This window comes from Streptomyces sp. NPDC050806 (assembly GCF_055586425.1).
In genome coordinates this window covers 517,371-537,012 of sequence record NZ_JBVJIF010000001.1, presented here as the reverse complement: position 1 = coordinate 537,012, position 19,642 = coordinate 517,371, and the positions used below count along the sequence as shown (strand labels likewise).

Here is a 19,642-nt window from a genome sequence, read left to right as displayed (position 1 = left end):
CCTCCGGGCCGCTTTTCGACCTGTCGCCAACGCTTCGCGCGTGAGTACGGTGGGTCCGGCAGAACGCCCGCCGGACGTGCGTGTTGTTCCGTTCCGGTCGGCCGCGGAGACGAAAGGCGGTCGGGTCATGTCACCGCGCTTCATCGCCTACACACCGGAGTGGGAAAGCGTCGAACCGGACTTCGACGAGAACGTACGGCTGCTGATCGCGACAATGGAGCAGCACATCACCGGCTCCATGACGGCCGACGGCAACGGCCGGGCGCTGCGCGAGGCGCACAGCAAGGGCTACGGGCTGGTCCGGGGCGAAGTGGAGATCCCCGACGGGCTCCCCGAGGAGTACGCACAGGGCATCTACGCCACTCCGGGCAGACACGACGCACTGGTGCGGTTCTCCAACGGCTCCGCCCGCCCCGGGCCCGACGAGAAGCTGGGAGGCGCCGTAGGACTGGCGCTGAAGCTGTTCGACATCGACGGTCCGACGCTGCTGGAGGACGAACCCGACAGCCGGACGTTCGACTACACCACCATCAACGCGCCGGTGTTCTTCTGCAGCACCGTCCGGCACTACCTCTTCGTCCAGGAGCTCTTCCTCCGGGCCGGTGCCTACTTCGCGGAGGGGAGGCCGGGCCGGCGCCGTTTCTACCGCGACTACGTGACCGGTATGGGGACCCTGGCGCCCGACGAATGGGCGTGGGAAGAACTGCTGGCCTTCCTCGCCCTCGTCCAACGGCCCCTGGTGAACGTACTGCTGTCGACCTACACGACTATGGGCGCGGTCCGGCACGGCGATTACCTCGCCAAGGTGCGCCTCACCCCCGATCCCAGCTGTGCGGCCGCCGTGGCCGAGCGGTCCATGGACCCCGGCGCCGCTGGTGAGTTCTTCCGGCCCGCGCTGGTGGCCGAACTGCGCGAGCGGCCCTACGCCTTCCGCATCCAGGTCCAGCTCTGCACCGATCCGGTCCACATGCCGGTCGACGACCTCACGGTCGAATGGCCGGAGTGGCGGTCCCCGTACGTCACGGTGGCGAACCTCCGCTTCCCCGCGCAGGACATCTCCGGCGCGGACAACCTGGAACGGATGGACGCCCTGTCCTTCACGCCCTGGCGGGTGACCGCTGCCCACCGGCCGCTGGGCAGCATCATGCGGGCCCGCAAGGAGGCCTACCGCCGCTCCTCCGTCCTGCGCCACCGGCTCAACCACCAGGAACGGCGCGAGCCGCGCACCGCGGACGAGGTACTGCCACTGAAGGCACCGGCCCCGAACACCACGACGCCGAAGGTGTCCGGCCCCGCCACGGAGCCCTGACGCGTGAGCCGGCCGTACCGCAGAGGAGGGAGGCGGACCACCATGGCAGACCGTACGAACCCGTCCGCACCGCAGATGCTGGAGCTGGACGACATCCAGGCCGCTCTGTTGCGGAAGCGCCCCGTCCCCTGCGTCGGCAGCTACCTGCTGCTCCGCATCGACGGCCCGTCGGACGGCCGTCAGCTGCTCGCGCGCCTGCTGCCGCACGTCGCCTCGGCGGCCCGGTGGTGGGACCCTCCCGGCGGCGCGTGGCTGAGCGTCGCGCTGAGCCATTCCGGGCTGCGGGCGCTGGGACTGCGGCAGGAGTCGCTGGACAGCTTCCCGGCGGCGTTCCGCGAGGGCATGGCGGCCCGCGCCCACCGGCTCGGGGACACCGGAGAGAGCGGCCCCGAGCACTGGGACACCCCCCTGGGCAGCCCCGACGTGCACCTTGTCGTGGCTTCCTTCGCCGCGGACGGGGACGCGCTCGAATCCCTGCTGGAGGCGGTACGGGAAGCCTTGCGCGGCCTGCCCGCCGTACAGCTGATGCACCGGCTGGACGTCGCGCAGCTGCCGACCGGGCGCACGCACCTGGGCTTCGTGGACAACATCAGCAAACCGAACGTCGAGGGCTCGGGGGCGCCCTGGAGCGACCGGGCGGGCGCTGATGACCCCACGCACTACGGCGATCCGCCCGGCACCGGCCCCGCGGTCAAGGCCGGCGAGTTCGTTCTCGGCTGTCCGGACCAGCTCGGGCACCTCGCCTCGCAGCCTCTACCGGACGCGTTGCGCCGCAACGGCACCTACGTCGCCCTCCGCAAACTGCACGTGAGGACCGCGCAATTCCGGCGCTACCTCAAGGAGAACTCCTCCTCGCCCGAGGAAGGCGAACTGCTGGCGGCCAAGATGGTCGGCCGCTGGCGCAGCGGCGCACCCCTGGCGCTCGCTCCCTCCCAGGACGATCCCGCGCTCGCCGCGGATGCCGCGCGCAACAACGACTTCACCTACCGTGAACAGGATCCCGGCGGCCGGCGCTGTCCGGTCGGTGCCCACATCCGGCGCATGAACCCCCGCAGCTCCCCGGACGACTCCGTGGACGTGCGCCGTCACTGCTTCCTGCGACGCGGTACCCCCTACGGCCCTGAGCTGCCCGAAGGGCAGCTGGACGACGACGGGGCCGAACGAGGCATCGTCTTTCTCTTCATGGGCACCGACCTCGTCCGGCAGTTCGAGTTCGTCAAGGGCCAGTGGACCAACGACGGCAATTTCGCCGGACTGGAGACGGAGCAGGATCCCCTGACCGGAAACCGCGACGGGACCGCTTCCTTCACCGTCCCCCTGCACCCGCGTCCCCGCCGCCGGCAGTACGGGCAACTGCCCCGCTTCGTCGTCACCAAGGGAGGCGAGTACCTCTTCATGCCGGGCATCCGCGCCCTGCGCCGGCTCGCCGGCCTCGACAACTGAGGCACACCGGCCGGGAGTCCGCGGCCCGCCGCACGGAGACAGCGCACCCCGCACGTCGCCGAGAAGGGATCCGAGATGACCACGAACCCCGAGAAGCCGGCCCGGCCGGGCCGGACGGACGGCCGCACCTCCGAGTTCACCCTCTTCTTCAAGGTCAAGCCCGGGCACGGCAAACTGATCCGCGACATCTTCCGGCAGAACACGTTCGGGCAGCTCAGCAGGGAGGTGACCCAGCGGATCGGCACGCTGCACGACGCGCGGTGGGTCCTCTTCGACGAGGACACACGCCTGCTGTTCGCCACGTCCTTCGACGGTGACTGGGACGCCTACATCGACGATTTCGCCCACCGGATTCCCGACATCTTCGACACCGTCATGGAGCACACCGAGGACTACCCGGGCATCGGTGACCCGAACATCAAGGACCGTATCGCTGCCCACCAGGTCACCGCCTGCTCGTACTTCCGCGCTATTCCCGATGCCACGGTGCGGGACCTCCAGAAGGCACGACGCGTCTACAAGGCCTACGAACAACTGCTGAACGCTTTCGAGTGAGCACGCCGTCAGGCCGCCCCTGCTCCCCGCCGCGTACGCTCCACGCCGCGCAGGGTCAGCAGGGCTGCCGCGGTGAAGCAGGCCGCGCTGATCAGTGAGCCGGTGCGCATGCCGTGGAGGAAGGCGGACGCCGGTGTGATCAGCGCGCCGAGCAGTGCCACGCCCACCGCACTGCCGACCTGGCGGGCCGCGTTGAACGCCCCCGAGGCCAGTCCGGCGCGGTGTGCGGGGGCCGATTCGACGACCGCGGCGACCGCGGCCGGCATCGTGAGGGCGGTACCGAAGCCGATGGCGGCGAGTGGCGGTACGAGGGCCGGGTACGGCGTGCCGCGACCAGCCAGGAGCAGTCCCAGGAAGCCCAGTGCGCCCGAGCCGAGGCCCAGCAGCATCGGTCTCCGTGGTCCGGTGCGGGCCGTCATCCGGCCGCCGAGGGTGGAGGCGACGGCCGCCATGGCGGTCTGCGGCAGCAGTGCCAGTCCCGCCCAGAGCACCGGGAAGTGGCGGTACTGCTGGAAGTAGAAGCTGACGACGAACAGCTGGCCGTAGAAGCCGATGTTCAGGAGGAGCCCGACGGCGGTGGCACTGGAGAAGGTGGTGTTGCGGAACAGTCCCGGGGGCAGCATCGGGTCGGCGGCGCGCTGCTCCACCAGCAGGAAGCCCACGCCACAGAGGACGGACAGGGCCAGGGCCGCGAGGACCGGCGGATCGGTCCAGCCGGAGTGCCCCGCCTCGATGATCCCGAACGTCATCGCGCCGAGCGCCGGGATGCCGAGGAGCTGGGCGGGCAGATCGAGCGTGGCGCCTCGTGCGGGCCGGGGCGCCACGACGTAACGAGCCGTCAGTACGAGCCCGAGGATGCCGAACGGCAGGTTCACGTAGAACACGGCGCGCCAGCCGAAGGCCGCGGTCAGGAGGGAGCCGAGGACCGGGCCCGAGGCCGCGGCCAGGCCGCCGATCCCGCCCCAGACGCCGATCGCCCTGGCGCGGTCCCGCTTGTCGGCGTACGAGGCGTGGATGAGGGCGAGCGAGGTCGGTACGACGAGCGCCGCCGCCAGTCCTTGCAGCAGCCGCATCACGATGAGGAACGGCAGGGACGGCGCGAGGCCGCATGCGGCCGAGGTGAGGAGGAACAGCGCCATTCCGGCCTGGAAGGCGGAGCGGCTGCCCAGTCTGTCGCCGAGGGACCCGGCCGACAGCAGCAGTCCGGCGAAGACGACGGTGTATCCGTCGGCCACCCACTGGAGGCCCGTGAGGTCGTTCCCGGCGTGGAAGTCGGCCCCGAGGGGCGGCAGCGCCACGGTGACGATTGTGGCGTCCAGCGTGACCATGAAGAAGCCCATGCACAGGGCGATCAGCGGCAGCCGGGCCGGCCGGCCCGCCGTTCGCTGTGGTGCGGCCGCCGTTCCGGACTCCCGGGCTCGCGCTTCCGGCACGTGTCATACCTCCTTGGGCCTGCTCGGTCCGGTCACCGTAGCCGTCGACCACTTCGGTCCCGGCCGAAGTGTGCCGTGCCCGGCGCCGCGGGCGTCCGCACCGCTCTCACCGGCACCGCCGTGGAACGGCTCCGTGGGCCGGCGTACTACCTTCGTGCCTGTGCCCAGCACCGAACCGTGACGTCCCTTGGTGAGCGAGGAGAACCGAACCAATGCGTGATCTTGCCGGTGACGCCAATTTCGCCGACCCCGCAGCGCTGATGGGCGACCGGACCCGGGCGCGCGTCCTGCTGGCGCTGCTCGACAAGCGCGCGCTGCCGATGTCCATGCTGGCGTCGGAGGCCGGGGTCTCCCTGTCCACCATGAGCGGCCACCTGAGCCGGCTCGTGGACGGCGGGCTGCTCCACGTCCGCACGGAGGGCCGGCACCGCTACTACAGCCTGGCCTCTCCCGACGTCGCCCGCGCCATCGAGTCACTCGCCCGGCTGGCCCCGCCCTTCCGGCCCACGTCGTTGCGCACCGGAACCCGCGCCGGCGCGCTGCGCACCGCCCGTACCTGCTACGACCACCTGGCCGGGTACCTCGGCGTCGGCATCATGCGCGCTCTCATCGAGCAGCGGGCGGTGGTCGGCGGGGACGGCAGGCACGACCCGGACCGCGCCACACGGGACCGGCTCTCCTCCCGCGGCCACGACCTCGACTACCGGCTCACCCCGCAGGGCTGGGAGATGCTGGCGGCGATCGGCGTGACGGTCCCCGAGACCCGCAGGAAATTGGTGGCGTACTGCGTGGACTGGACCGAGCAGCGCCACCATCTGTCGGGGGCCGTGGGCGCCGCCCTGCTGGACCGCTGCGTCGAACGCGGCTGGGTGGCACGCAAGCCGAACAGCCGGGTCGTACGCATCCTGCCCGCCGGCGAAGAGGGTCTGAACGACTGGCTGGGGCTCGACACGCGCGCCTTCGCGCCCGCCTGACGACGGGCCACGCCCGATAAGTTGTGTCGCCGGAGCCGGTCGGTTCCACGGCGCGGAGCAAGTGCGCCCGGTGCGAGGGATGATCGGGTACGCGCTGTGTGTTGTACGGGACCACGAACCGCGGACGAGGACTGTTCCAGAGCTGGGAGATGGTGACATGCCGCTCAAGGGCGAGTACGAACCGAGCACCACGAAGTTGGTACGTGACCAGGTGGAGCTGTACGAGAGCTCCGGTGGTACGGAAGGCACGACGCTGCGCCCCCTGGTCGGACCGGACGACGAGAAGCGGCGGGATCTGCCGGTCATCATCCTGACCACGCTCGGCGCGAAGAGCGGCAGGATCCGCAAGACGCCGCTCATGCGCGTCGAGCACGACGGCCGCTACGCCGTGATCGCCTCGCTGGGCGGGGCCCCGCGGCACCCGGTCTGGTACTACAACGTGGTGGCCGACCCGCGGGTGGAGCTCCAGGACGGACCGGTGCGCCAGGACATGGTGGCGCGCGAGGTGACCGGGGAGGAGAAGGCCGCGTGGTGGGCCATCGCGGTCGAGGCGTTCCCGGACTACGCGGACTACCAGCAGAAGACCGACCGCGAGATCCCGGTCTTCGTCCTGGAGCCGGCGGCGCAGCCGCACTGACGCGCGGCGGGGCCGGGTCGCGTCGCCGGCCCGACCCCGTGCCCCGGGGGCGGCGGTGTGCCGACCGCCGCCCCCGGTTCGCCGTCGTTCCGGCGTACCGCGCCGCCCGCCCGCGAGGGCACCGACCGCGCCGCTACTTGTCGAGGCGGGTGGGAGCGGGCTCCCGGCCGGGGGCGGTCCCGGCTCCGGCGGCTTCCTTCTCCGCCTCGATCGTGCCTTCCGTCTCGATCGTGCCCTCGGCCACCGGCGCGTGGTCCTGATGCGCGGGCCGCGCCGTGCGGCTGACGAACAGCGAAGCGCCGAACGCGAGCAGGCCGATGACGCCCGCGACCATGAACGCCGTACGCAGTCCCCCGGCGTCCGGAGCACCCGACGGGTCGGAGGTGCTCAGCGACGCGACGGTGACGAACACGGCCGTACCGAACGCGCCCGCCACCTGCTGAAGGGTGGAGAGGATCGCGCTGCCGTGGGAGTAGAGGTGATCGGGCAGCGCGCCCAGCGACTCGGTCATCAGCGGCGTCATCATCAGCCCGAGCCCGGCCATCAGCAGGATGTGGATGGCGATGACCGTGGCCAGCGGCGAGTGGGCGCCGAGGAGCGTGAAGAGCCACAGCGACACGGCCAGGGCGAGTGCGCCCGGGATCACCAGGGGGCGCGCACCGAAGCGGTCGAACAACCGTCCCACGGGGCGGCCCAGCAGACCGAGCAGGAGACCGCCGGGGAGGACGGCCAGACCGCTGACGAACGTACTGGTGCGCAGCACGGTCTGGAGGTACAGCGGCAGCATGATCGATCCGACGCCCAGCAGGCACATGAACAGCAGTGCCGACAGGACCAGGGCGACGCTGAAGGGGCGGGTCTTGAACGGACGCAGGTCGAGGAGGGCGCGGTCGTCCCGCTGGAGGCGCAGCTGACGGGCGACGAACACACCCAGCGACACCAGGCCGACCACGATCGGTAGCCACGGCGGGAGCGTGTGCGCCCCGCCGCCGGACTCGCCGACGGACGCCAGGCCGTACAGGACTCCGCCGAAGCCGATGGCGGAGAGCACGACCGAGAGCACGTCCAGCGGCACCTGCCGCGTCTCGCTGTCCAGCCGCATCAGGGCCGCGCCGGTGGCCAGCGCGGCCACGGCGAGCGGCAGCACGATCCAGAACATCCACCGCCAGCCCAGCGAGGCGAGCACGGCGCCGCCCACGGTCGGGCCCACGGCGGGGGCGACCGCGATGACGATGCTGATCGTGCCCATCGTCGCGCCGCGCTTGGCCGGCGGCACGAGGCGCATCACGGAGGTCATGAGCAGCGGCAGCATGACGGCGGTACCGCACGCCTGGATCACGCGCCCGGCCATCAGCACGCCGAACCCGGGGGCGAGGCCGCTGACGAGCGTGCCGACGCTGAACATGGTCAGCGAGGCCAGGAAGACCTGACGCGCGGTGAAACGTTCGAGCAGAAAGCCCGTGATGGGGATGATCACGGCCATGGTCAGCAGGAAGCCACTCGTCAGCCACTGCACTGTCGTGGTGGAGATCCCCAGGTCGACCGTGAGGTCGCGGAGCGCGACGCTCAGGATCGTCTCGTTGAGGATCATCACGAAGGCCGAGACGACGAGCACGGCTATCAGCACGGGAGCGCGCGCGGGGGAACTGCCGCGGGGCGAGTCGGCGCCCTCGGCGTTCGCGGGTTCGATCATGGTCAGGCACACCTCATTGGTATCGGTCGGCATCGGCGCGGGCACGGCGGCGTGCGCCGGACCTCGGTCGGTCCGTCGTCGGAAGTCTGGTCGTCGGGCGCCGGGACGGCGGCCAGGACGCCCTCCGCCGCTGTATGTGCTGTCCAACGCGGTGATCGGCTCGAACTACCGGAGCGCCCCCACCGCTCCTCGCTTTCCGTCTCCCCCGAGCCTCACCTGCGCGGCGACTGCAACCCCTGCCCCCGTCGTCTTCATCGTTCTGTCAGTGTATTGAACTTTCCGCGCCGGTTGCGCGGGGGTATTCGCCCGCCGGGCCGCGGATAGCGGCCGGCCGGGACGGGAAGGCCGCTGCTGCGCGTCCCGGGACGGGGCGGCGGTCTTCCGAGGAGAGGCGGGGCCCATGCGAGCTGTGGTGTTCGAGCGATACGCGCAACCGGCCGAGGTACGGGACGTCCCCGACCCCGTACCGGCGCCGCACGGCGTGGTCGTACGGGTCGAGGCCACCGGACTGTGCCGCAGCGACTGGCACGGCTGGATGGGCCACGACTCCGGCATCACGCTGCCGCACGTACCGGGCCACGAACTCGCCGGGGTCGTGGCGGAGGCGGGTGCGCGGGTGGCGAACTGGCGTCCGGGCGACCGGGTGACCGTGCCCTTCGTCTGCGCCTGCGGAAGCTGTGCTTCCTGCGCGGCGGGCGACCAGCAGGTGTGCGAACGGCAGACGCAGCCCGGCTTCACCCACTGGGGCTCCTTCGCCGAGTTCGTGGCACTCGATCATGCGGACGTGAACCTGATCGCGGTGCCCGAGGAGGTGTCCTCCGTCACGGCGGCGTCGCTCGGCTGCCGGTTCGCGACCGCGTTCCGGGCCGTGACCGCGCAGGGGCGGGCGGCGCCGGGCGAGTGGGTCGCGGTGTACGGGTGCGGCGGCGTCGGGCTGTCCGCCGTGATGATCGCGGCGGCGGCCGGGGCGCGGGTCGTCGCGGTCGACCGCTCGTCGGGCGCGCTGGACCTGGCGCGGAAATTCGGCGCCGCCGAGTGCGTGGACGGCTCCCGTACCGCGGATCCGGCCGCGGCGGTGCGCGAGCTGACGGGCGGCGGCGCCCATGTCTCGCTGGACGCCCTCGGCTCGGCCGCGACCTGCGCGGCGTCGGTCGGCAGCCTGCGACGGCGCGGCCGCCACGTACAGGTCGGGCTCCTCCCGCAGCCCATACCGGTGCCGATGGACCGGCTGGTCGCGCTGGAGCTGGAAATCCTGGGCAGCCACGGCATGGCGGCGCACGCCTACCCGCCAATGCTGGACCTGGTCCGGGCCGGCACCCTGCGCCCGGACCTGCTGACGACGGCCACCCTCCCGCTGGATGCCGCGCCTGCGGCCCTGGCGGCGATGGATGAGGTGCGGGGCGCCGGAGTGACGGTGATTTTGCCCGGCGCCTCGTCTGCTACCTGAAACGGCAGCAGTTGTGCCCGGCGGAGGACCCTCACTCCACCGGGCACATGACTCGTGGGTCAGCAGCGCTTCGTGCCGGCCCCCTGGGAGGCCAGCGGGTCCCCGGCCGGGCGCAGCGAGCCGACGCCCGCGGTGCAGTCCTTCACGGTGTCGGTGCCGTTGGACCAGAATTCCTGGGCGGTGCTGTTCGTCCAGGCTCGCTTGCCGAGAATCTCGTCCTGGGAGTAGCTGTAGACAGCCGTGCTGACGTCGTAGTCGCCGGCCTTGTCCCGGAAGGAATCCCAGACCCACAGGTAGCCGTAGTTCTGCTGGCATTTCGGGGAGTAGAACTGCTTCACGGATGCGATCTTCACACCCTGGCGGGTGATGTATCCGGTTTCCCCGATCGCATAGGCGTCGCTGCACACACCGGCCGCTTTCGCCTTTGCACTGAGGGGATTTCCGGTAGCCGAGGGGGCGGTGGACTTGGCCAGGCTCCGCTCCGACGGGGCGGGCGCCGGACCACTGCCGGCCATTGCGGAACCGGCCGGAATGAGCGCAAACGCACAGGTCAGCCCGGCGAGGGCACGCTTGGCATATCTCACGACGGAATACCTCCTGGGATTCGCACATAGATGCGTGACTTTTCCGAAGAGCCCGCGCGGCCGTCCTGGCGATAATGCGGAGCAACGCCGCCCTGCGGAAATCTCCGACTGCCCAAGAAGACCAGCGACCCGCGGAGATGGTTGTACGTCTCCCGCTGATCGACTTTCCGATGCGGCGGCCCGCGCACGGTAATTGACGGACCGAACTGACGATTCCCCTGCCAGAAGCGAAAACGGCACCGGAAATTCCGGAAAACAACTCGCGCCGGAACCGGGCCGGGGCCGTTACCGGCACGGCCGGGCGACGGCGGCACACCGGATCGAGGCCGCCGGCGGACGGGTTGCCCGTCTCTTGACTCCCGCCCCACTCGGCTCTAGCTTCACCAAGTCCCTTGCGGGACAACGTCGTCAGCACTGGCCGTGCCCTCAACCCGGTAGCCGTTCGCAGCGGACAGGAGCAGCCACCCATGCCACGTCGTCGCCCCGGCACAGGACGCCGCAGACCCGCGCGCCTCCGCCTCGCCCGGTCCGTCCTCACCGTCCTGCTGCTCCTGTGCGCCGGGTTCGTCGTGCCGCCGTCGGCCCACGCGTCAGCCCCCGCCTCGGCCCCCGCCGACGCGCTGCCGGGCGTACGGGCCGACGACGGCGCGTACCTCACCGCCGTCGAGCGGGTCGACGACCGCATCCTCGACCTGACCATCCACTCCCCCGCGCTCGGCCGGGAGGGACACGCCCGCGTACTGCTGCCCACCGGCTACGACCGGGACCACCGCCGCCTGCCGGTGCTGTACCTGCTGCACGGCTGCTGCGACAGCACCCCCGGCTGGCGCGCCTGGACGGACAACACGGACGTCGTACGGGCGACCGCTCGGACGCGGGCCCTGATCGTCCTCCCCGAGGGCGGCCCGATGGGCTTCTACAGCAACTGGTGGAACCACGGCGCGGGCGGCGCGCCCGCCTGGGAGACCTTCCACCTCACCGAGGTGCGGCAGCTCGTGGAGCGCAACCTGCGGACGAACGGCCGGCGGGCCATTGCGGGGCTGTCGATGGGCGGCTTCGGCGCCCTCTCGTACGCAGGCCGGCATCCGGGCATGTTCCGGTCTGCCGCCTCGTTCAGCGGCGTCGTGGACACCACTGCCGACCCGCAGCAGCTCCTGAACGTCGTCGCCGGTTACACCGACGACCCGACGGCCCTCTGGGGCGACCCGCGGGCCCAGGCCGGCATCTGGCGGGCGCACAACCCGTACGACCTGGTGCGCCGGCTCCCGCGCGGCTTCCCGGTGTTCGTCTCCACGGGCAACGGGACCCCCGGGCCGCTGGATCCGCCCGATGCGCAGCCGGACGCGCTGGAGAACTGGCTGGGCGGCATGTCGGAACGGTACGTCGACCGGGCCCGCGCCCACGGTCTGCGCGTCACGGCCGACCTCTACGGCCCGGGCACCCACACCTGGCCGTACTGGGAGCGCGAACTCCACCGCGCCCTGCCGATGCTGACGGCGTCGATCGGAGCCGGCAACAGGCACTGACACGCCCCGGCAGCCGGTACCGGAGGGGGCCGTCCTCGTGACGGTGCTACCCCAACCCGATGTGGACCGGCCCGCCGGTGGGTGAGACGCCGTCGAGGACGCCGGCGGGTACGCGGAAGACGCGGCCGGGTGCGGCGGGCCAGGCGAGGGTGCGGCGGGCGAGGGTACGCGCGTCCTGGCGGACGGTCACCTTGGGCAAGCGGACGAATGCGTCCGTCCACAGCAGCAGCCGGTCCCGCGCGGGCGCCGGGTCGCCCGGGCGCAGGATCTGCGGGGCGATCCAGCGGAAGGGGGCGTCGGCGAGCAGGCGGACGCCCTCGGCCGGCGGGGTCCTGCCGTGCAGATGCTCGATGACCTGCCCGGCCACGTGCCTGCCGTCCAGCGCTGCGACATCGGCGGTGTCGACGGGGTGGAGGAGGTTGCCCGCGGCGAAGACGCCGGGGCGGCTCGTGCGCAGCGCGGTGTCGGTGAGCGGGCCGCGGGTGCCTTCGTCGAGGTCGAGCCCCGCGGTGCGGGCGAGTTCGTGGTCGGGGATCCAGTCCCCGGTGAAGACGACGGTGTCACAGGCGACGGTGGTGCGCCGGCCGGTGTCGAGGTGCTCGATCTCGACGGCCCGGCAGCGGCCCCTGCCGATGATGCGGGTGACGCGGGTGCGGGTGGCGACGGGGACCCGCAGGGCGGTACGGCCTGCCGCGGTGAAGGCGGCGTACGACTCGGCCCTCGGGTACTGGCTGATCATGAGGGCAGGGGTGCAGCCCGCTTCGCGGAGCGTGCGCGCCGCGGACCAGCTGACGAGTTCGGCGCCCACGATGACGGCCCGCTCACCGACGGGCCGGTGGTGAAGATGGACGAGGTTCTGCAGTTGACCGGTGGTGTGGACGCCGTCCGGACGGTCGCCGGGGATGCGGCGTGCGCTGCGCGGGCGTTCGCGGGCGCCGGTGGCCAGCACGACGGCCCGGGCGCGTATCCGGTAGCGGCCGTCGGGGCCGGTGACGTCGGCGGTGTGCTCGTCGGCCCAGCCGGTGACCATGGTGCGGGTGCGGATCTCCGCTCCGGCCCGGGCGGCCCGCCGGACGAGGTGGCGGGCGTACGCCGGGCCGGTCAGTACGCGGCGCAGGTCGCGCAGGCCGTAGCCGGTGTGGTCGCTGTGCCGGGGAATGCCGCCTGCGGTCTCCTCCCGGTCGACGACGAGGACGTGTCCGGCGTGGCGGCCGGCCAGTTCGGCGGCGGCGGTCAGCCCGGCGGGGCCGCCGCCGACGATGAGGACGTCGGGGGTGAGCACGGTCGGCTGGTGGGTCATCGGGCGTCCTCGTGGTGGCTGGTGCAGCCGTCGTGGGTGTGGTGCCGTTCGCGCAGGGCGGCGACGGCGGCGCCGCAGTAGAAGCCCTGGCAACGGCCGTTCATGGCGCGGGTGCGCCGGCGCAGCCCGTCCAGGCTGCGGGCGGGTACCGGCGCGTGGCAGGCGTCGCGGATCTCCCCCTCGGTGACCCGCTCGCAGAAGCAGACGATGGTGCCGTAGGCGGGGTCGCGGGCGATGAGGCCGGCGTCCTGGTACGGGCGGGGTGCGGCCTCGCCGATGTTGGGCATCTGCGGGGCCGCGGGCAGGTCACCGCGGGTGCGCAGCGTCAGGCCCGCCTCCTCCAGGAGCGTGCGTGCGTGTTCGGCGATGGCGAGGCCGGCGGTCAGGCCGGTGGAGCGGATGCCGCCGACGAGGAGGTACCGCTGTGCCGGGGTGGCTTCGATCAGGTAGTCGGGGTGGTCGATCGCGGCGCGCAGCCCGGCGTAGCTCGCGGTCACCTCCTCGGCGAGGAGGCGCGGCATGAGGCGTTCGCCCTTGGTGAGGAGGAAGTCGTATCCGTCCTCGGACGTCGCGGTGTCGGTGCGGTCGGTGAGGTCCTCGGCGGTGGGGCCCAGCATGACGTTGCCGTAGATGGTCGGGGAGATCAGCACGCCCTTGCCGCGCGAGGTGGGCACCGGCAGCACGATCTTGTCGGCCATCGGGCGGGTGAGCTTGTCGAAGACGAACAGCTCGCCGCGGCGGGGCGTGACGGTGAACCGGTCGTGGCCGAAGAGCCGGTCGATGTGGTCGGCGCCGAGACCGGCGGCATTGACGACCCAACGGGCCCGTACGGCACCGGCCGACGTGTGCAGGGTGGTCGCCTCCTCCCCCGTATCGACGCCGGTCACGGCGTGCCGGAGCAGGATCGTGGTGCCGCGTTCGTGGGCGTCGGTGGCCAGGGCGAGGTTGGTGGTCCAGGTGCAGATGATGGACTCGTCGGGCACGGTCAGGCCGCCGAGCGCACCCTCGCCCAGGTCGGGCAGGACGTCGTAGAGGTGGTCGGCGCCGACGATGCGGCAGTGCGGGTAGCCGTTGGCCTCGGCCTTCTCCTTCAGCCCCGGCAGCGCCCGAAGCTCCTCGTCGTCCCAGGCGACCAGGACGGCGCCGGTGTGCTCGACGGGGATGCCGGCTGCCTCGGCGTACGCGCTCAGCAGGTGGTAGCCGCGGGCGACCAGCCGGGATTCGAGGGTGCCGGGCTTGGCGTCGAAACCGGTGTGCAGGATCGCGGTGTTGGCCTTGCTCGTGCCGTCGCCCACGTCGTCGCGGGCTTCGAGCAGTGCGACGGAGACGTCGCAGCCGGACAGTTCGCGTGCGATCGCCGCGCCGACGAGGCCTCCGCCGATCACCGCGACGTCGAAGACGTCGCGGTGGGGGCGGTGCGGGGTGGCGGTCATGAGTGTTCTCCCTTGGCGGCGCAGGCCTCGGCGGCCCGCGCCCATGTGGTGCGGAACTCCTCGGCCCGGTCGGTGGACCAGCGGGGTTCGTAGACGGTGGTGGGCCGCCAGTCGCCGACGGCCTCTTCGAGGCCGAGGGCGGGGTCGAGGGCGCAGCGGGCGAGAGCGGCGGCGCCGAGCGGGGTGGCGTGGGCGTACGGGTAGATGTCGACGGGGAGCTGTGCGATGTCGGCCTGGGCCTGCATCAGGACGGCGGACCGGGTGAGTCCGCCGTCGGCGCGCAGCCTGCTCAGCGGCCTGCCGAGGTCGCGCGCGACCAGGGCGCCCAACGCGGCGACCTGCGCGGCGATTCCCTGGAGTACGGCCAGGACGAGATGTTCGCGGCGGGTCGCCAGCGTCATGCCGGTGAGGGACGCGGTGGCCTCCGGTGCCCACCAGGGGGCGGCGAGGCCGGCGAAGGCGGGTACGCACAGCGCACCTTCCGCGTCGGCGGCGGCCAGCGCGTCCAGGTCGGCCGCCGACCGGATGAGACCGAGGTCCTGCAGCCAGCGCACGGCGGAGGCCACGGTGTAGACCTGGCCGTCGACGCAGTACGGGGTCCGCCCGGCCGCCTGCCAGGCCACCGAGGTGGTCAGTCCCGCGCTGGAGCGCACCGGGTGCGGACCGGTGTTGGCGAGCAGGAACGCGCCGGTGCCGTACGTGCATTTCGCGGTGCCCGGCACCAGGCAGCCCTCCGCCACCAGGGCAGCCTGCTGGTCGACGATCAGCCCGGCCACCGGTATTTCCGGGCCGAACGCGCGGGTGGTGCCCACGATTTCGTCGCAGGCGGCGATGCGGGGAAGCCGTTCGGCGCCAAGACCGAACAGCTCGGTGAGCCCGTGGTCCCAGGTGGCGGTGTCCAGGTCGAGCAGCAGCGAGCGGCTGGCGGTCGTTGCGTCGGTGACGAACTCGCCCGTCAGGTGGTGCACCAGCCAGGTGTCGGTGGTCGTCACCACGCCGTCGCGGGTGAGGTGGCGGCGCAGCCAGGCCATCTTGGGCGCGGAGAAGTACGGGTCGAGGACCAGACCGGTGCGCTGTGCGAGGTGCTCGGCGTGGCCGGCCAGCTCGGCGCAGACGCTCTCCGCGCGCCGGTCCTGCCACACGATCGCCGGCGACAGCGGTGTGCCGGTCCCCGGGTCCCAGGCCAGTACGGTCTCGCCCTGATTGGCCAGGGCCACGGCGGCGATCGGACGGTGGGCCTCCTTGACCGCCCGGCGGCCCGTGTCGAGGACGGAGTCCAGCAGTTCCGCCGGGTTCTGCTCGACGCCGCCGCCGGCGAGGTAGGCGGGGCGGAGGGCTGCCTCCGCGAGGGCGACGGTCCCGTCCTCCGCGTCGACGACGATGGCCTTGGAACCCGAAGTGCCCTGGTCGATGGCGAGGATCGCGGTCACCGCGCGTCCCCTCCCGCGGTGGCGTCGGCGGGCGGCCGGCCGGAGGTGCCGGCGGCGTCCAGCGCCCGGTCGACGTCGGCCATGTCGGGCATGGTCAGCGCGGCGCGGCCGCGCCGGAGGAGCAGGCCGGTGAGGTAGGCGGCGCCGATCGCGAACAGGACCAGGACGTACATCCATGGGCCGCGGAAGGAGGCGTCCCGGAAGATCAGCAGCTCGTACACCAGCCAGACAGTGGCGACGACGAGGACGGGGACCTCCCAGCGGCCCAGCGTGAAGCCCCGGGGCGGGGGCAGGGAGCGGCGCTTGGCCGCGTACATCGCCACCGTGCCGGCGTAGATGAGCGCGGGCAGCAGGGTCCCGGCGGAGAACAGCTGGAACAGCGCGTCGGTGGAGCGGGCGAAGACCGCGAGGACGATCTGACCGACGAGCAGCATGCACACGGAGGCGTTCAGCGGCGTGGCGGTGCGCCGGTCGATCCGCCGCAGGGTCCGCCAGCCGGGGAACCGCTCGTCCCGGGACATCGCGTACACCAGGCGGGTGCCGCTCAGGGTGATCACCAGTCCGCAGGAGAAGATCGAGATGACGACCAGGACGAGCAGGACCTTGCCGATGACCGAACCCAGTACGGCGGTGATCACCGTGGCCACCGGCGTCGCCGATCCGCCGACGCCGTCGGTCCGGCCGGCCGCCGCGGTGATCGCGACCAGGAACAGGAAGCCGAGCACGCCCAGGGAGACCACGGCCTGCACCATCGCCTTGGGGATGACTCGGGCCGGGTCCCTGGTCTCCTCGGCCAGGTTGGCCGCCGACTCGAAGCCGACGATGGTGAAGGCGCCCAGCAGGAACGCCAGCGCGAACGGCCCGGCCTCCGTTGCCCCGCCCAGGGCGTAGTAGCCGCTCTCCGGGACGGGCCCGGCCTCGAAGAGGTGGGCGAAGTCCAGCTTGCCGGTGGCGGCGCCCACGGCGAACAGCAGCACCGTCAGGGCGATCACGCCGACGAGCTGCACGGTCACGGCGACGTTGTTGACCCGGTGCGTGGTGCGCGTCGAGGCGGCCACCAGTACGGCCTGGAGCAGGACGACGCCGGCCGTGATCACCCAGGCGTTCTGCGGGGTTCCGGCGTAGCGGAACAGCTCCGGGAGGATGGTGGAGGCGATCGTGTAGTCCACGGCGACCAGCACCACGCCGAGGAAGGCGAACGAGATCCAGCCCATGATCCAGCCCCACACCGGGCCGACGATGCGCGACACCCACTGGTAGGAGTAGCCGCTGATCGGGATGCGGGCCGCCAGGGCGCCGAAGACGAGGGCGACCGACAGCTGGCCCAGCACCGAGACCGGCCAGGCCCAGATGCCGCGCGGGCCGGACGTCGCCAGCACCGAGCCGTACGTGGTGAAGATGCCGGTGGCGATGGAGACGAAGCCGAACGCCACGGAGAACGAGGCGTACCAGCCGAGTTCGCGCGCCATGCGCCGCCCGTCCTCGCCGGCGTCCGGGGCCGGACCGTCCGGTCTCGACGCGGCCGGACCTGTGTCTGCTTGTGCCATGACTCGTTCCCCTGCTGAAGAGTGCCCCGCCATGGATGCGCGAACTCCATGGATGCGAGAGCCCTGGACCTTTGACCGTTCCTGTGGATTATTGACCGTGACCAACCGGGAGTTTGGCCCGTTGCCCACTCGCCGTCAAGGGCGCCTGACCCCCCGAACCACCCTCCACACCACGGGATTTGCTCACCTCATCACCCCCAACCAGCAGCGATGAAGGGAAGGGCCGCACCCGGAAAACCGTGACCGCTCGCTCGGCGGCGGCCACTCGGCCGTAGAATGCAGTCACAGATCCACAGAACCGGTCACACCTCAGGAGGTGGGTCGTGCTCGCAGCCGAGCGCCACCGCAGAATCGTCGCCGAGATCGCCCGGCTGAAGTTCGTCACCACCGACGACCTCACCACCCTGCTCGGCGTCTCCCACGAAACGGTCCGCAGGGACCTCGCCCTGCTCGAACGGCGCGGCGAACTCTCCCGGGTGCACGGCGGCGCGACCACCCCTCAGGCGCCGGTCGGCGAAGAAGCGTCCTTCACCGAACGCAGTGGCACCCTCGCCGCGGAGAAGCAGGCCATCGGCCGGGCCGCCGCCGGGCTCATCGAGCCCCACCAGACCGTGGTCATCGACGTCGGCACCACCGCGCTCGAACTGGCCCGCGCGCTGCCCGCCGACCTTGCCGGCGTGATCGCCACCCCCTCACTGCTCGTGGCGGCGGAGGTCAGCACCCGGCCCCGGGTCGAGGTGCTGGTCAGCGGCGGCCGACTCCGGCCCGGCGACCTGGCCTGCTCGAACGCGCAGGCCGTGGAGTTCTTCACCGACCTGCGCGCGGACGCCGTGTTCGTCGGGTCCGGCGGCCTCGCCCCCTACGGCCTGACCGACTTCCATCTCGACGAGGTCGCCACCAAGCGAGCGATGCTCGCCAACGCCTCGCAGCGGTACGTACTCGCCGACTCGACCAAGGTCGGCCGCACCGCCGCCCACCGCGTGTGCGAGCTGAGCGGCTTCGACACCCTCCTCACCGACAAGCCGTGCCCGGCGGACCTCAGCACCGCACTCGACCGGGCCGGCACCACCGTCGTGGTGGCCTGACCGCCGGCCGGCTCTCGGGCGTACGCCGGGTGGGTCACACCGCCGTACGCCCGGTGGGTCACGCCGGTTCGGCAGTGGTGCCGCGGAGGACGAGGCGCGGGGTGAGGACGACTTCGCGGGGCTCGGCGCGGCCCTGGTCGAGGCGTTCGACCGCGGCGGCCACCGCGTTCCGGGCCTGTTCCTGGGCGTTCTGGCTGACGGTGGTCAGATGGAAGCAGCTCAGCCGGGACAGCGTGTCGTCGTCGTAACCGACCACGGAGACCTCGCCCGGTACTGTGACGCCGGCGCGGGCGAGCGCGGCCAGTACGCCGATGGCGCACTGGTCGTTGAACGCCACGATGGCGGTGGGGAGTTCGGCCTCGCCGAGGAGGTGGCGGGCGGCGCGTTCGCCGGCCGCTTCGGTGTGGTTGCCCCGCAGGACGCGGATGTGGTCGTCGAGGCCGTGGCGGCGCATGGCCGCCCGGTAGCCGCGGCGGCGGTCGGTGGCGATGGCGCCGCGGCCGCCGTCGACGTGGACGATCGCGCGGTGTCCCAGTCCGACCAGGTGGTCGACGAGCTGGCCCACTCCGTCGTCGTCCGCGGTGCGGACCACGTCCGGGCCGGTGTCGGCGAGGCGGCGGCCGACGGCGATGACGGGGGTCTTCCTGTCGAGTGCGGTGAGGGTCTCGGCGGGGGCCGACGGCCCGAGCAGGATCAGGGCCTCGCTGCGGAAGGCGAGCAGCGTCTCCACGGCGGTGCGTTCGTCGCGGGTGCGGGTCAGGGTGGACAGGACGAGGTCGTAGCCGACCTCCTCGGCGGCCGTGTGCAGATGCTCGACCAGTTCGGCGTGGAACGGGCTGTGGATGTCCACCATGACGCCGAGCAACCGGGTACGCCTGCTGGCCAGCAGGCTTGCGGTGCGGTCCGCCTGGTAGCCGAGGTCCGCCGCCGCCTTCAGGACGCGCTGCCGGGTCCGTTCGCTGGGGCCCGGCACGCCACGCAGAACCAGTGACACCGATGCCGTGGACACCCCCACGGACGCGGCCACGTCCTCCAGCCGGGGGCGTCTGCCCGACCTCTCCTGACCTGCGGAGCCGACATCCTCCACCGTGCCTCCCCGCGGCAGTGTCCTCGCGTCGGGCCCTTGGCGCACGCCCGGACGCGCGTCGATGGTACCAGCGTTTAAAGCGCTTTAGAAGCCTCTCACCGGCGACTCGTCACCGGCTCGCCGCCTTGGGACATCCAGCGGCAACAACCTATTGACATG

General features: G+C 72.1%; 16 protein-coding genes. 8 read left to right on the top strand and 8 right to left on the bottom strand.

The features are described from left to right. The first annotated feature begins 127 nt into the window (after nt 1-127). From ACZ6WH_RS02415 to ACZ6WH_RS02405, 3 genes are all read left to right on the top strand, one after another. Entirely contained in the window at nt 128-1,309 is a 1,182-nt protein-coding gene (locus ACZ6WH_RS02415; RefSeq protein ID WP_469725370.1) for a catalase family protein, read from the top strand. Nucleotides 1,310-1,351: 42 nt separating this feature from the next. Next, a complete protein-coding gene (locus tag ACZ6WH_RS02410) occupies nt 1,352-2,752 on the top strand; it encodes a Dyp-type peroxidase (RefSeq protein WP_469725368.1) in 1,401 nt (466 codons plus the stop codon). 75 nt (nt 2,753-2,827) lie between these two features. After that, nucleotides 2,828-3,307: a hypothetical protein gene (locus ACZ6WH_RS02405; protein ID WP_469725367.1), complete on the top strand. Its 480-nt coding sequence runs from the start codon at nt 2,828-2,830 to the stop codon at nt 3,305-3,307. An 8-nt stretch (nt 3,308-3,315) separates the two neighbouring features. Here ACZ6WH_RS02405 and ACZ6WH_RS02400 read toward each other — a convergent pair whose 3' ends face one another. Further along, nucleotides 3,316-4,740, bottom strand: coding sequence for an MFS transporter (locus ACZ6WH_RS02400; protein ID WP_469725366.1), 1,425 nt, complete (start codon nt 4,738-4,740; stop codon nt 3,316-3,318). Nucleotides 4,741-4,952: 212 nt separating this feature from the next. Here ACZ6WH_RS02400 and ACZ6WH_RS02395 point away from each other — a divergent pair, with 212 nt between their 5' ends. Beyond that, nucleotides 4,953-5,714 carry an ArsR/SmtB family transcription factor gene (locus ACZ6WH_RS02395; RefSeq protein ID WP_469725365.1) on the top strand — a complete coding sequence of 254 codons (762 nt, stop codon included), beginning with the start codon at nt 4,953-4,955 and terminating at the stop codon, nt 5,712-5,714. Between the two features lie 157 nt (nt 5,715-5,871). Further along, nucleotides 5,872-6,351, top strand: coding sequence for a nitroreductase family deazaflavin-dependent oxidoreductase (locus ACZ6WH_RS02390; protein ID WP_469725363.1), 480 nt, complete (start codon nt 5,872-5,874; stop codon nt 6,349-6,351). A gap of 133 nt (nt 6,352-6,484) precedes the next feature. Here the strand turns inward: ACZ6WH_RS02390 and ACZ6WH_RS02385 are convergent, their stop codons facing one another. Then, nucleotides 6,485-8,044, bottom strand: coding sequence for a DHA2 family efflux MFS transporter permease subunit (locus tag ACZ6WH_RS02385; protein ID WP_469725362.1), 1,560 nt, complete (start codon nt 8,042-8,044; stop codon nt 6,485-6,487). Between the two features lie 400 nt (nt 8,045-8,444). On the opposite strand from ACZ6WH_RS02385, the gene ACZ6WH_RS02380 reads away from it, so the two are divergent. Continuing rightward, entirely contained in the window at nt 8,445-9,491 is a 1,047-nt protein-coding gene (locus ACZ6WH_RS02380; protein ID WP_469725361.1) for a zinc-dependent alcohol dehydrogenase family protein, read from the top strand. 59 nt (nt 9,492-9,550) lie between these two features. Here the strand turns inward: ACZ6WH_RS02380 and ACZ6WH_RS02375 are convergent, their stop codons facing one another. Next, nucleotides 9,551-9,844, bottom strand: coding sequence for a hypothetical protein (locus tag ACZ6WH_RS02375; protein WP_469725359.1), 294 nt, complete (start codon nt 9,842-9,844; stop codon nt 9,551-9,553). 698 nt (nt 9,845-10,542) lie between these two features. Between ACZ6WH_RS02375 and ACZ6WH_RS02370 the strand changes: the two genes are divergently transcribed. Then, nucleotides 10,543-11,601, top strand: coding sequence for an alpha/beta hydrolase (locus tag ACZ6WH_RS02370; protein WP_469725357.1), 1,059 nt, complete (start codon nt 10,543-10,545; stop codon nt 11,599-11,601). Between the two features lie 46 nt (nt 11,602-11,647). On the opposite strand, the gene ACZ6WH_RS02365 is transcribed toward ACZ6WH_RS02370, so the two are convergent. Genes ACZ6WH_RS02365 through ACZ6WH_RS02350 form a run of 4 tightly spaced genes read right to left on the bottom strand, consistent with a single transcriptional unit; the run spans nt 11,648 to nt 17,311 of the window. Further along, entirely contained in the window at nt 11,648-12,901 is a 1,254-nt protein-coding gene (locus tag ACZ6WH_RS02365) for an NAD(P)/FAD-dependent oxidoreductase (protein WP_469725355.1), read from the bottom strand. Further along, the gene (locus ACZ6WH_RS02360; protein ID WP_469725353.1) at nt 12,898-14,334 is read right to left on the bottom strand and encodes an FAD-dependent oxidoreductase; all 1,437 of its coding nucleotides are present in this window, start codon (nt 14,332-14,334) and stop codon (nt 12,898-12,900) included. Before ACZ6WH_RS02360 ends, ACZ6WH_RS02365 begins: the two co-directional genes overlap by 4 nt. Continuing rightward, on the bottom strand, nt 14,331-15,764 hold the full coding sequence (locus tag ACZ6WH_RS02355) for an FGGY family carbohydrate kinase (RefSeq protein WP_469725352.1): 1,434 nt from the start codon (nt 15,762-15,764) through the stop codon (nt 14,331-14,333). Before ACZ6WH_RS02355 ends, ACZ6WH_RS02360 begins: the two co-directional genes overlap by 4 nt. After that, the gene (locus ACZ6WH_RS02350; RefSeq protein ID WP_469725350.1) at nt 15,761-17,311 is read right to left on the bottom strand and encodes an APC family permease; all 1,551 of its coding nucleotides are present in this window, start codon (nt 17,309-17,311) and stop codon (nt 15,761-15,763) included. The genes ACZ6WH_RS02355 and ACZ6WH_RS02350 overlap by 4 nt, the downstream gene beginning before the upstream one ends. A 323-nt stretch (nt 17,312-17,634) precedes the next feature. Here ACZ6WH_RS02350 and ACZ6WH_RS02345 point away from each other — a divergent pair, with 323 nt between their 5' ends. Beyond that, a complete protein-coding gene (locus ACZ6WH_RS02345; protein WP_469725349.1) occupies nt 17,635-18,396 on the top strand; it encodes a DeoR/GlpR family DNA-binding transcription regulator in 762 nt (253 codons plus the stop codon). A 58-nt stretch (nt 18,397-18,454) separates the two neighbouring features. Here the strand turns inward: ACZ6WH_RS02345 and ACZ6WH_RS02340 are convergent, their stop codons facing one another. Continuing rightward, nucleotides 18,455-19,483 carry a LacI family DNA-binding transcriptional regulator gene (locus ACZ6WH_RS02340; protein WP_469725348.1) on the bottom strand — a complete coding sequence of 343 codons (1,029 nt, stop codon included), beginning with the start codon at nt 19,481-19,483 and terminating at the stop codon, nt 18,455-18,457. Nucleotides 19,484-19,642: the final 159 nt, after the last annotated feature.